Source organism: Devosia sp., from assembly GCF_014860165.1.
Lineage (GTDB): Bacteria > Pseudomonadota > Alphaproteobacteria > Rhizobiales > Devosiaceae > Devosia.
The window spans coordinates 1-13,498 of the sequence record NZ_JACZKG010000080.1; the positions used below are offsets into that span (position 1 = coordinate 1).

7 protein-coding genes are annotated in these 13,498 nt (G+C 65.2%); 2 read left to right on the forward strand and 5 right to left on the reverse strand.

The annotated features are described in order from the left end of the window. Positions 1–77: 77 nt before the first annotated feature. On the reverse strand, positions 78–1,928 hold the full coding sequence (locus IH615_RS20595; RefSeq protein WP_291364946.1) for an ABC transporter ATP-binding protein: 1,851 nt from the start codon (positions 1,926–1,928) through the stop codon (positions 78–80). A 319-nt stretch (positions 1,929–2,247) separates the two neighbouring features. On the opposite strand from IH615_RS20595, the gene pepN reads away from it, so the two are divergent. Further along, positions 2,248–4,887, forward strand: coding sequence for an aminopeptidase N (gene pepN, locus IH615_RS20600; RefSeq protein WP_291364948.1), 2,640 nt, complete (start codon positions 2,248–2,250; stop codon positions 4,885–4,887). 203 nt (positions 4,888–5,090) lie between these two features. Next, complete coding sequence (locus tag IH615_RS20605; protein WP_291364950.1) at positions 5,091–6,737, forward strand: HAMP domain-containing sensor histidine kinase; 1,647 nt, start codon at positions 5,091–5,093, stop codon at positions 6,735–6,737. A gap of 6 nt (positions 6,738–6,743) precedes the next feature. On the opposite strand, the gene IH615_RS20610 is transcribed toward IH615_RS20605, so the two are convergent. From IH615_RS20610 to IH615_RS20625, 4 genes are all read right to left on the reverse strand, one after another. Then, entirely contained in the window at positions 6,744–9,626 is a 2,883-nt protein-coding gene (locus tag IH615_RS20610; RefSeq protein WP_291364951.1) for a bifunctional [glutamine synthetase] adenylyltransferase/[glutamine synthetase]-adenylyl-L-tyrosine phosphorylase, read from the reverse strand. 178 nt (positions 9,627–9,804) lie between these two features. After that, positions 9,805–11,226, reverse strand: coding sequence for an ATP-binding protein (locus IH615_RS20615; RefSeq protein WP_291364953.1), 1,422 nt, complete (start codon positions 11,224–11,226; stop codon positions 9,805–9,807). A gap of 3 nt (positions 11,227–11,229) precedes the next feature. Then, a complete protein-coding gene (locus tag IH615_RS20620; protein ID WP_291364955.1) occupies positions 11,230–11,901 on the reverse strand; it encodes a response regulator transcription factor in 672 nt (223 codons plus the stop codon). Positions 11,902–11,958: 57 nt separating this feature from the next. Next, entirely contained in the window at positions 11,959–13,488 is a 1,530-nt protein-coding gene (locus tag IH615_RS20625; protein WP_291364956.1) for a Do family serine endopeptidase, read from the reverse strand. Positions 13,489–13,498 lie beyond the last annotated feature (10 nt).

The following is a 13,498-nucleotide window of genomic DNA, read 5'->3' on the forward strand; positions in this document are numbered from 1 at the left end:
GCTTCGCTACGGCCTCACGGCCTAGCTGCGCTACCCTCCCCCTCAGGGGGAAGGGTGGGCAGACTATTGCTCCGGCATCACTGCGCCGCCTCTTCCGGCTGGTCGGCGTCGATGAAGCCGCCGGACTGGCGGTTCCACAGGCTCGAATAGATGCCGCCGGTCTGCAGCAGTTGCGCGTGCGTGCCTGATTCAACCACCCTGCCCTGATCGAGCACCACCAGCCGGTCCATCATGGCGATGGTGGAGAGACGGTGGGCGATGGCGATCACGGTCTTGCCCTTCATCAGCAGTTGCAGCTGACCCTGAATGGCCGCCTCGACCTCGGAGTCGAGCGCCGATGTCGCCTCGTCCAGCACCAGGATCGGCGCATTCTTGAGCAGCACGCGGGCGATGGCGATGCGCTGGCGCTGGCCGCCGGACAGCTTCACCCCGCGTTCGCCGACATGGGCGTCGAAACCCTTGCGGCCCTTGGGATCGGCCAGGGTATCGATGAAGGCGGTGGCCTCGGCCAGGTCGGCGGCTTCGCGCATCATCTCTTCGGTCGCATCGGGGCGGCCATAGAGGATGTTCTCGCGCACCGACCGGTGCAGCAGGGAGGTGTCCTGCGTCACCACACCGATATTGGCGCGCAGGCTGTCCTGCGTGACCTGGGCGATGTCGTGCCCGTCGATCAGGATCTTGCCATCGGCACGGTCGTAGAAGCGCAGCAGCAGGTTGACGATGGTCGACTTGCCGGCGCCGGAGCGACCAACGAGGCCGATCTTCTCGCCCGGACGGATATGCAGGTTGAGGTTGTCGATCACGCCGGCCTTCTTGCCGTAGTGGAACGAGACATTCTCGAACTTGATGTCGCCCTTGACGGTGCCGATGGGCTCGGCGGCCTTGTCGTCGGACACCACGCGCGGCAGCGAGATGGACGAAATGCCGTCCTTGACGGTGCCGATATTTTCGAACAGCGACGACATTTCCCACATGACCCACTGGCTCATGCCCTGGAAGCGCATGACGAGGCCCAGCGAGACGGCGAGGGCGCCGGGTGTCATGAGCCCCTGCATCCACAGCCAGATGCCGACGCCGCCAACCGAGGCCAGCAGCAGCGCATTGGACCACAGCACCAGCATGTTGAGCACCGTGAACAGGCGCATCTGCCGATAGACGGTGTCCAGGAACTCGTCCATCGCCTCCCTGGCATAGGTCTCTTCCCGGTTGGAATGGCTGAACAGCTTGACCGTGGCGATGTTGGTATAGCTGTCGACGATGCGGCCGGTCATCAGCGAGCGGGCATCGGCCTGCGCCTGGGAAATCTTGCCCATGCGCGGGATGAAATAGACCATCATCGACACATAGGCGGCCAGCCACACCAGGAACGGAATGGCCAGGCGCCAATCGGCCGCCGCCGCCAGGATCACCGCACCGGTGAAATAGACGACGACATAGACCAGCATGTCGAGCAGCTTCATCACCACTTCGCGGACGGCGAGCGAGGTCTGCATCAGCTTGGCGCCGATGCGACCGGCAAACTCGTCCTGGAAGTAGCTCATCGACTGCCGGATCAGGTAGCGATGGCTCATCCAGCGGATGCGCTGCGGGAAGTTGCCCAGCAGGGTCTGGTGCATGGTGAGGGTCGAGACCAGCGCCAGGCCGGGCAGGACGACAACGATCATCGCGCCCATCAGAGCGAGCTTCCAGCCGTCGGTTTGGAGAAAGGTTTCCGGATTGGCACCGGCCAGCCAGTTCACCACATCGCCGATGAAGCCGAAGATGATGATTTCGCCAGCGGCGACGGCCGCCGCGGCAAAGGCCATCAGCGCCAGCCACTTCTTGGCGCCGTGGCTGTAATGCAGGCAGAAAGCCAGCAGGCCCTTGGGGGGCTCGACGGGGTCGCCGCCGGGATAGGGGTCGAGACGTCGTTCAAACCAACGCAGCATAGCAGTTCACCTAGATGTGCCTGGAGAGCATCGCGCAGACGGCGTCCCGCGTTCCAACTCCCATGGAACCAGGACGAACGGGTCGTTGCGATGCCGACCGGGAATATTGGATACCGCGCTCGATACGCCCACAATTGACGCAGAGGAGCAGCGTGCCATGACCGGCAGGAGCCCTCTCCCCAATGCCGTCCCAATTGGCGTAGAAGAGTGGACCGAAGCGGTCGCTGGCCGATCAGGATACACGAACGCGCCGAGTCTGCTGTTGCGGCGCAGACACACTTAATTTCAGACCGACGATTTCTTTTTGGCGGACACGTATATGCGCACCGAGACCGAGCACACCATCTACCTCAAGGACTATGCCCCGAGCCCCTATCGGATCGTGGCGGTCGACATGGACTTCCGCATCGCCGTCGACAAGACCAGGGTGGTGACGCAGCTGACCGTCGAGCCGCGCGAGGGCACGGCTCCGGGTACGCCGCTGGTGCTTGATGGTGACGAGCTGACGCTGGGCTCCATCGCCATCGATGGCGCGCCGCTGGTGCTGTCGGCCTATGCGACCGATGCCAATGGATTGACGGTGTTCGAGCCGCCGCTGCGCCGCTTCGTGCTCGAAACCGAAGTCACCATCCAGCCCGAGGGCAATACCAAGCTGATGGGGCTGTACCGCTCAAGCGGCACCTGGTGCACGCAATGCGAGCCAGAGGGCTTCCGCCGCATCACCTATTATCTCGACCGGCCCGATAACCTGGCGGTGTTCAAGGTGCGGATGACGGCGCCGCGCGACGTGGCACCGGTCCTGCTGGCTAATGGCAACCGCATCGACCAGGGCGATGCCGGCGATGGCCTGCACTATGCGGTGTGGGAGGACCCCTTCCCCAAGCCGGCATACCTGTTCGCCCTCGTAGCGGGCGATCTCGGTTCGATATCAGACAGCTTCGCCACCGCCTCGGGCCGCAAGGTGGACCTCGCCATCTACTGCGCCCATGGCAAGGAGGACCAGTGCCTGTGGGCCATGGACAGCCTGAAGCGGTCAATGGCCTGGGACGAGCGCCGCTTCGGACGCGAATATGATCTCGACGTCTTCAACATCGTCGCCGTCAGCGATTTCAACTTCGGCGCGATGGAGAACAAGGGCCTCAACATCTTCAACGACCGGCTGGTCTTCGCCCAGCCAGAGACGGCGACCGACGCCAATTACGATGGCATCGAACGCGTCATCGCGCATGAGTATTTCCACAACTGGACCGGCAACCGCATCACCTGCCGCGACTGGTTCCAGCTCTGCCTCAAGGAAGGACTGACCGTCTATCGCGACCAGGAATTCACCAGCGACGAGCGCTCCCGGGCAGTGAAACGCATTTCCGACGTGGTGACGCTGCGCTCGGCGCAATTCCCCGAGGATGGCGGGCCGCTGGCGCACCCGGCGCGCCCGGACCAGTATCGCGAGATCAACAACTTCTACACGACCACCGTCTACGAGAAGGGCGCCGAGATCGTCCGCATGCTGGCGACGCTGCTGGGCGAGGCCGGCTTCCGCAAGGGCATGGACCTTTATTTCGAGCGGCATGACGGCGAGGCCACGACGATCGAGGCGTTTCTCGCCGTATTCGCCGAGGCCAACGGCATCGACCTTGAACAGTTCAAGACCTGGTACCTGCAGGCCGGCACGCCACGCCTCAAGGTCGCCGAGCATTACGATGCGGACAGGCAGACCTATACGCTCAAGCTCAGCCAGGAAACGCTGCCGACGCCCGGCCAGCCGAACAAGGTGCCACTGGTGCTGCCCATCAAGTTCGGGCTGATCGGCCCCAATGGCAGCCCGATGGCCTGGAGCGGTGTCAGCGGCGCCGAAGTCCGTGACGAGATGATCGTGCTCAAGGACAGCAGCGCCGAAATCGTCTTTACCGGCATACCGAGCCGGCCGGTGCCATCGCTGCTGCGCGGCTTTTCCGCGCCGGTTATCCTCGAAACCGAGGCAAGCCAGCAGGACCAGCTGTTCCTCGCCCGACATGACAGCGATCCCTTCAACCGCTGGCAGGCGCTGCAGGATGTCGGCATGGCTCTGGCACTCGAAGCGGTCGAAGGCCGTCCGTGGAGCGATGCGGCAGTGACCGCGCTGAGCCAGGCCATGAGCGACACATTGGCGAGCGACACGCTCGACAATGCTTTCAAGGCGCTGGCGATGAGCCTGCCGGACGAGCAACTGATCGGACGCCAGATCGGCAAGGATATCGACCCCGACAAGATCCATGCGGTGCGCAAGCGCCTGCTGCAAGCGGTGTTCGAACCGATCGCCCAGCAGCTGCTGGCGACCTATAATGCCCTGGCCAGTGACGCGCCCTACGCTCCCGATCCAGTCAGCACCGGCCGCCGGGCACTGCGTAACCGCATGCTGGCACTGCTGGTCGCCAGCGAGGCGTTCGGCGCCTCGCTGCTGGCCGTGAAGCAGTACCAGGAGGCCGGCAACATGACCGATCGGCTGGCGGCGCTTTCGGCCGCTTCCAGTGCGGCCACGCCCGATGCACCCGCCATGCTCGCCGATTTTCGGACGCGGTTTGGCGCCGATCCGCTGGTGCTCGACAAGTGGCTGACGGTGACCGCGGCAGCGCCGCGCGACGGGGTGATCGAGGACATGAAGGCCATCCTGTCTGACCCGACCTTCCCCAAGACCAACCCCAATCGCCTGCGCTCCCTGGTGGGCACCTTCGCCATGAGCAACCCGACGCAATTCGCCCGGGCCGATGGCGCCGGCTTCCGCTTCGTCGCTGACGTCGTGACCGAGATCGACACGATCAATCCGCAGGTCGCGGCACGCGTGCTGACCGGGTTCCGTATCTGGCCGATGCTGGAAAGTGGCCGGCGCGAGGCCGCCAGAGCCGCGCTCACGGGCCTGGCTTCCGGCAATACGCTCAGCCGGAACACCACCGATATCCTGACGCGCATGCTGGCGAGCTGAGAGGCGACCGCCAGCGGCGCTAAATCACCGCCGCTATTGGAAGAATTTTTCTTCACCGGCTAAGTGATTCAAGCGACTCGTGATTTTCCGGAATGCCCCTCCCGCCCCTCGGGAGGGGGTCTGGACAGCGGCCCCGCCGTGATTCATTCTTCGTTAACGGCAAATCGGGCTGGGGCTCTATACCTTTTCAGATGGAGAATTGCATGCGGTCGGCGGAGGCATCCGGCGCCAGCGTTACCGGATTCGGTGCTGGCAAGGGTGAGGCGGTTTCCTGCCGCCCAACCAGCAAGGGCCGACCGCCCACCGCATGGCCATTCCGCATGTCCTTCACGCCGGTCACGATCGCGGTGGCGCTGACTTCGATGGTGGCGGCCACGCTCTTTGTGATCCACGACACCGCACGCACCTTCGAAGATGCGCGGCATGAGCTGTCGATCGTTGGGCATGTGCTGGCGTCAGAACTGGCGGGTATGACGCCGGAAGCAGCAACTGCCGCCCTGGCCGCCTCCAGCCAGCGCTTCGCCGGTCTTGCCCGCGCCAGTCTTCTCACATCGCCGGCCGTGGCGGGCCCGACCAGCCAGGTGGTTCCGGTGGCGCCGCATGGCGTGCTGGCGCTCGAGACCGAGCAGAGCCGCGCTTGGGCCGGCATCGGCCAGCGCGGCGCGGTCGCCTTTGCCATGGCGGGCCTGCTTGCCCTCCTGACCATGCGGCGGCGTCGCGACGACATGCCGGACATGGTGCAGCGTCACAACTACCGCACGCTCGCCGCCGCGATCCCGATGGGCGTGGCCTGCTGGACCAAGGGTGGCCAGCTGATCGTCTGCAACGAGCAATATCGCAGCCGGCTCGACCTCACCAATCTCCGCACGACCTACCAGGAGGCGGTGAAGCGGCTGACCATGGGCGGCTATATCAAGCTGGTCAGCGAGGACGATGGCAACAAGGTGCTGGAACTCCACCGCGAGGACGGCTCCTGCCTGCTGATCGACGAACGTCCGCTTGGCGATGGCGCGATCATGACGCTGATCAGCGACGTGACCGAGGCCAAGAAGACCGACACCATGCTGCATGCCATTCGCCAGGAACAGCGCCTGCTGGCCCGGCGCTACCATGAGGAAAAGCTCAAGGCAGAAGCCGCCAGCCGCTCCAAGACCAACTTCCTCGCCCATCTCAGCCACGACATCCGCACCCCGCTCAACCATATCATCGGCTTTGCCGAGCTGATGCGGCACCAGACCTATGGACCGCTGGGCGATGCCCGCTATTCGGACTATGTCCAGTCCATCAAGGCCTCGGGCGAACACCTGCTGGCGTCGTTCGCGACAATCCTGGACCTCGCCGAACTCGAGAGCGGCCAGAAGGCGCTGCGCAGCGATCCGGTCGTCATTGACGAGCTGCTCGACAGCGTCATCCAACGCTTCCGGGCGCAGGCGTCGCGGGCCGGCATAGTGTTCGTGCTGGGCGAGCCCAGCGGCGCGGTGGTTCGTGGCGACAGGCTGGGCCTTTCCCGCATGGTGGCCAATATCGTGGAGAATGCGCTGCGCTTCACCCCCTCGGGCGGGCGGGTGACGCTCAATGCCTATGCGGCGCGAGACGGCGTGGTGGTGGAAATCACCGATACGGGCCTGGGCATGAGCGAAGAGCGACTGGCCAGCCTGTCACAGCCGTTCGCGCTGGGCGATTCCACCTTCACCCGCGAGGGGATCGGACCGGGCCTGGGCATCTCCATTGCCCGTGCAATTGCTGAGCTGAGCGGGGGGAACCTGGCCATCGATTCCAGTCCGACGCTGGGCACCACAGTGGCCATATCGCTGCCACTGGCGGCCCTGGATCAGGTGCAGGCCGCCTGATATTCGCTAAAGCCCGCGCGCCTTGTCGTACCACTGCTTCGCCGCGGCGGTGACCTCGCTGCGCATTTGCAGCAGATCCAGCTCCAGCCGGGCGAAATCGGGATAGTTGGTCAGGCCGGCGAGCAGTTCCTTGAACGCATCGGTCCAGGCCTCGTCCTTGAACGGGCTGACCAAAGCCGAACTCATCACCTGCAGCACGGTCGAGTAGGTGAAGTGAATTTCGGCGAGCCTTGCGCCTTCGGGCACGAGGCCTGTGGCGGCGAGACGAGAGAGGACGGTGGCCGTCAGCGCCTGGGGCAGGCCGATCGTGGCGCCGGCGACGAGCTGGGCTGACTGCGCAATGAATTCGAGATCGACCAGGCCGCCCTCGGCGAGCTTGAGATCGAAGGGGTGCCGCGCGGGCCGTTCCTTGGCCATCAGGGCCCGCATCGAGACCACATCATCGATGGTCTTGGCGACATCGCGGGCGCGGGACATGACCTCGGCAATGGCGCCATCGACTTCGGCGGCAAACGCATTGTCGGCGGCGATGACGCGGGCGCGGCTCAGCGCCAGATGCTCCCAGGTCCAGGCATTGTCGCGGTGATAGGCACGGAAACCGCCAAGGCTGGTGGCGAGCGGGCCGGCATTGCCGGATGGCCGCAAGCGCATATCGGCCTCGTAGAGCACACCCTCGGCGGTGGGCGAGGTCACGGCCGCGACGAGCCGCTGCGTCAGGCGGGTGTAATAATGATTGGTGCTCAGCGGCTTGTCGCCGTCGGACTCGGTGTCGGGCGCATCGTAGAGCAGGATGAAATCGAGGTCGGAGGTGACGGTCATCTCGCGGCTGGCCATCTTGCCGAAGGCGAGCAGCGCCACCCGGCCTCCGGCAAGTTTTCCGTGGCGGCGTTCGAACTCGGCGCGGACGCTGTCGAACAGGCGGTGCACCAGGGTCTCGGCGAGAGCGGTGAACTGCTCCCCTGCCCCGGTGGCACTGACCGTGCCCGAGAGCAGGCCGGCGGCGATGAGGAATTTCTGTTCCTGCCCGATGATGCGGGCGCGGTCGATGATCTCCTCATAGGAGCGGCTCTCGGCGAGGAAGGCGTCCACCTTGGCGATCAGCACGTCGCGATGCGTCACGTCATTGGCGAAAGCCGGATCGATCAACCCGTCCATGACATGGGCGCGATGGATCACCGCCTCGGACATGCGCGGCGCCGACGCCATGAGCTGCACCAGCAGCGTGCGCAGGTTGGCATGGCTGCGCAGCAGGGCGAACAACTGCACGCCGGTGGGCAGGCGCGCGAGGAAGCTGTCGAACTTGGCCAGGGCCTCATCGGCATTGCCGGCGCCGCTCAGCGTGGTCAGCAGGGCCGGCAGCAGTTCGGTGAGGTGGGCACGAGCCGCTGCGGCGCGGGTAGCCGGATAGCTGCCATAGTGCCACTTGCGCACGGTCTCGATGACCTTGGACGGGTTGGCAAAGCCCATGGTGGCAAGGGTTTCCACCGTACCCGGATCGTCGTCATTGCCGGTAAAGACCAGGTTGCCTTCGCCACTGCCGAGGCTTTCGCCCTCGGTGAACAGCTCGGAATAATAGCCGACCACCCGCTCCAGCGCCGCGCGGTAGCTTGCCTCGAAGGCGCGCAGGTCAGGCTCGCCCACCAGGCGCCCAATGACGGCGACCTCCTCGGCCGAACCGGGCATGACATGGGTCTGTTCGTCGCGCAGCATCTGCAACCGGTTTTCAACGGCCCGCAGGTACCAATAGGTCTGGGTGAGTTCGGTGGCGGCCCTGGGGGTGATCCAGTTGGCATCGGCCAGCGCCGCCAGCGCGTGGGCAGTCGGCTTGACGCGCAGCGTCTTGTCGCGGCCACCGGCGATCAGCTGCTGGGTCTGGGTGAAGAACTCGATCTCGCGGATGCCGCCGCGACCGAGCTTGACGTTGTGGCCCTCGACGCGGATATCGCCGACATTCTTGGAAATGTTGATCTGGCGCTTCATCGCCTGGATATCGGCGATGGTGGCGAAGTCGAGATGCTTGCGCCAGATATAGGGCGCCAGGGCGCGCAGGAAGGCCTCGCCCACCTGCCGGTCACCAGCGCAGGCGCGGGCCTTGATCCAGGCGGCTCGCTCCCAGTTCTGGCCGCGGCTCTCATAGTAGGCCAAAGCCGCGTCGAACGAGATGGCGACCGGGGTCGAGCCAGGATCGGGGCGCAGGCGCAGGTCGGTGCGGAAGACATAGCCATGCGCCTGGCGGTCCTCCATCAGCGTGACGAGCTTCTGCACCATGCGGGAGTAGAAACGGGTTGCCTCGGACGGGTCGGCCAGGACGCCCTTTTCCAGATCATAGAAGGCGACGATGTCGATATCGGACGAGTAGTTGAGCTCTTGGCCGCCATGCTTGCCCAGCGCGAAGATGGCGAGGCCTGAATTGGCCGCGGTTGCTTCGGCAACGGGAATGGTCAGCTGGCCCTTCTCGGCTGCCTGGCGCATCAGCAGGTTCAGCGAGGCCTCGAGCGCGGCGTCGGCGAGGTCGGACAAAGCGGCGGTCGATTGCGCTGTGGTCCAGGCGCCGCCGGTCTCGGCCAAAGCCGCGAGCAGCGCCGTGCGGCCCTTGGCGATGCGCAGCACCGGCGCCAGCGCGTCCTCGCTGGAGGCTGTGCGGCCCAGCGTATCGACGATGTCGATGATATCGGCAAAGGCGCCGTCGGCACTGTCCGCCAGCGCGGTAACCAGCCAGTCAGCATTGGCCTGCGCCAGCGCCAGCAGATAGGGCGCCACCTCGAGCAGTGGCCCGAGCGTGGCATGGGCGCGGCGCAGCGCGGCCTGCTGCTCGGGCGGCAGTTCGGCGAGCCATGCATCGACGCGTGGCGTGGCAAGAGGCGGCAGGGCGTTGAGCTTGATGGCCATGAGCGAGGGATATCGTGATGGCCGGGGTGGGGCAAGCGGCGGACTTCGCCGGACGGTCAGTCTGGCGCCTCCCTCCCCCTTGAGGGGGGAATGAGGGTGGGGGGCCTTCATTCATCACCGCGGCACTCCCACCCCCGCCCCTCTCCTCAAGGGGCAGGGGAGCCAAGGGTCCGTGCCATCAACCCGGCAGATCAATCACCGCCCGTACCCCCGGCGCATTGTCCTCGATGCGGAACTCGCCGCCATGCAGCCGCGTCACCGCGTCTACCAGCGACAGGCCGAGGCCCGAGCCCGGTTCGGAGCGGCTCTTTTCGAGGCGCACGAAGCGCTCCAGTACGCGCTTGCGGTCCTCGGCGGGGATGCCGGGGCCATTATCGGCGACTTCGATGAGCACGCGGCCCTCATGCAGGCGGAGGCCCACGGTGATACGCCCCTGCCCCTCGCCTTCCGGCCTGGCATATTTCACCGCGTTTTCGAGCAGGTTGACCATGGCCTGGCCGATCAGTTCCCGGTTGGCGCGCAGGTGAACGCCCTCGGCAATGCTGGTCTCCACCACGATATCGGCGTCCTCGGCCACCGGTCCGTAGAGTTCGGCGACATCGGCAACGACGGCGCTGACATCGACATCGGCCAGCGCGCCGGAGGGCGCACCGGCCTCGGCGCGGGCGATCATCAACAGGGCGTTGAAAGTCTGGATCAGCCGGTCGCTCTCGGCGATAGTGGTTTCGAGCGCCCTTTGCCTTGTCTCCTCGCTGGCGCCCTCGCGCAGAGCCGACTCGGCCTGGTTGCGCAGGCGCGTCAGCGGCGTCTTGAGGTCATGCGCGACATTGTCGGTCACCTGCTTGAGGCCCTGCAGCAGCTGCTCGATGCGGTCGAGCATGGCATTGAGATTGGTGGCGAGGCCGTCGAACTCGTCGTTGCGCCTGGTGATCGGTACGCGCTCGCTGAGATTGCCCGACATGATCTTGGTCGAGGTGTCGCGGATCGTGTCGATGCGCTTGAGCACGCGGCGCGCGGTGACGCCGCCCGCGATGACCGAGAACAGGATGATGCCCAGCACCCCGAACAGGAAGCTCTGGATGATGATGGCGGAGAAGCCGCGCCGCTCGACCACATCGCGCCCGACAACCAGCCGCATGCCGTTGCTGAGCTCGACCGAGCGGACGACGGCGAAGCCCGGCCGGGTCGGCTCCGCAACCGGATTGTCACCATTTAGGGGTGGTGGATCGACAAAGGGATTGGCCCGCTCATAGTCGAAGCTGTAGATGCCGGGCTCGATCAGCACATTGGCCGGCACGTCTGTCACGTTGCCCAGCAGATACTGGCCGCTGGAGTCACCGAGAAAATACACGCCCGGCCCGGGCGAGCGAGAGATGCGTTCGACGGCAAAGGCCAGTGCGCGAATGCCCTGATTGGCGTCGATGCGCTGCAGTACGCGCACTTCCCTGTCGATCTCGTCGGCCTGCTGGCGCTGGAGCTGCACGCTGGATTGCCAGCCGATAAAGGCCAGCAGCAGGATGGCGAAAAGGGAGAAAATCAGGATGAACGTTGCCGTCAGCCGGACCGTCGAGGTGCGCCAGAGTTGCCAGAAACCGTTCACGGCCTACTCGCGGATCATGTAGCCGGCGCCGCGCACCGTGTGCAGCAGTGGGCTGGCATGGCCCTTGTCGATCTTGGAGCGCAGCCGCGACATGTGTACGTCGATGACGTTGGTCTGCGGGTCGAAGTGATAGTCCCAGACATTTTCGAGCAGCATGGTGCGGGTCACCACCTTGCCGGCATTCTTCATCAGGTATTCGAGCAGGCGGAATTCGCGCGGCTGCAGCAATATGGTCTCGCCGTCGCGCTCGACCTTGCGGGAGAGTCGGTCGAGCGACAGGCCGCCGACCTCGTAGCTGGTGGCGGCTTCGGAGGGGCTGGAGCGGCGGGCCAGCACTTCGACGCGCGCCAGCAGCTCGGTAAAGGCATAGGGCTTGGTGAGATAGTCGTCGCCGCCGGCCCGCAGGCCGGTCACGCGGTCGTCGACTTCCCCAAGCGCAGAGAGAATGAGCACGGGCGTCTGGTCGTCTTCGGCGCGCAGCGATTCCACGATGGACAGGCCATCACGGCGCGGCAGCATGCGATCGATGATGAGGACGTCGTAGTCCATGCCCGAGGCCATGGCATAACCGGTTTCGCCATCGGCGGCGTGATGGGTGATATGGCCGGCCTCGTCCAGGGCCTGGATCAGGTAGCTGGCGGCTTCGCGGTCGTCTTCGATCAGCAGAATTTTCACCGGAGCCCCCAAGGCTGGATGGTGGCCCCGGGTTGTCACCCCGGGGCCGTACTCACGTTAATCGCTCAGCGGCAGGCCGATGAAGCGATCGTTGCCGTCGCGGCTGGCCTTGACCAGAGCGGTGCCCCGGCCCTGGGCCTTGACCGCATCAAGCGCCGCCTCGAACTCTTCAAGCGTGTTCACCGGCGTGTTGTTGACCTCAAGGATAGCATCGCCAACGGCCAGACCCTTTTTGGCAGCTGCCGAGTCAGGCTCGACATTCTGGACCAGCAGGCCACCGGCGCCATCGGCATTGGGCACCAGGCTCAGGCCGACACTGGTTTCAGCCGGCAGCGGAGCCGGCGGAACCAGCGGCTGGGCCTGATCGGCCTGGGCGATCTGCTCTTCGTTCAGCGTACCAAGTTGCACCGAAACCTTGGTCTCGGCACCGTCGCGCCAGATGGTCAGCTCGACGCTGGAGTCGGGCGACTTGCCGGCAATGGTGCGGCTGAGGTCGAGCGCGTCGTCGATCGGATCGCCATCGACGGCGGTGATGATGTCGCCCGACTTGACGCCCGCAGGACCGGCAGGACCATCTTCGGCGACGTTGCTGACGATGGCGCCCTTGGCATCGGCGAGGCCCACGCCATCGGCGATGTCACGGTTCACGTCCTGGATGCCGACGCCGAGATAGCCACGGGTCACGGTGCCATCCTCGACCAGCTGGTCGACGATGCCCTTGACGGTCGCCGCCGGAATGGCGAAGGCGATGCCGACATTGCCGCCATTGGGCGAATAGATGGCGGTGTTGACGCCGACCACTTCACCCTTGGTGTTGAAGGCCGGACCGCCCGAATTGCCGGTGTTGACGGCAGCGTCGATCTGCAGGAAATCGCCATAGTTCGAGCCGCCGATATTGCGGCCAGAACCGGAGATGACGCCGACGGTCACGGTGCCGCCGAGGCCGAACGGGTTACCAACGGCAACCACCCAGTCGCCGACGCGGCTGGCCTCGGTTTCGAAATTGACGAAGGGCAGGTCGGTGCCTTCGATCTTGAGAACGGCCAGGTCGGTGCGCTCGTCGGTGCCGACGATTTCGGCAACCTGTTCGGTGCCGTCATCGAACACGACCGTCACCTTGGTGGCATCCTGGACGACGTGATTGTTGGTGACGACATAGCCGTCAGCCGAAATCACAAAGCCCGAGCCGGCGGCCATGAACTGGCGGGGAGGTTGATCGGGGCGACCATTGGGGCCGCCGAACTGATCGCCGAACTGCTCGAAGAAGTCACGGAAGGGGTGACCTTCGGGGAGATCGGGGAAGTTGAAATCGAAGTCACCGCCACGGCGCTGCATGCTGCGCGGGCTTTCCTCGGCTTCGACGAGGATGGAGACCACGGCGGGCTTGACCGCCTCGACGAGGTCGGCAAAGCCGGCCTGCGGCTGCGCCGCTTCGGGAACGATGATCTGGGCGGCGTTCTGCACCTGCGCGGTCGCAGCCTGTCCGGTCATGACGAAAGCGGTGGAGACACCGCCGATACCAACCAGCAGCGCCAGGGCAGAGGCCCCGAGCCAGCGGCTGGTACGCTTCATAATGGTCGAGCGCATGTAAATCATT

Coding starts and splice junctions, on each gene's coding strand:
- IH615_RS20595 (WP_291364946.1), bottom strand. CDS start 1,928: ATGCTGCGTTGGTTTGAACGACGTCTCGACCCCTATCCCGGCGGCGAC.
- pepN (WP_291364948.1), top strand. CDS start 2,248: ATGCGCACCGAGACCGAGCACACCATCTACCTCAAGGACTATGCCCCG.
- IH615_RS20605 (WP_291364950.1), top strand. CDS start 5,091: ATGCGGTCGGCGGAGGCATCCGGCGCCAGCGTTACCGGATTCGGTGCT.
- IH615_RS20610 (WP_291364951.1), bottom strand. CDS start 9,626: ATGGCCATCAAGCTCAACGCCCTGCCGCCTCTTGCCACGCCACGCGTC.
- IH615_RS20625 (WP_291364956.1), bottom strand. CDS start 13,488: ATGCGCTCGACCATTATGAAGCGTACCAGCCGCTGGCTCGGGGCCTCT.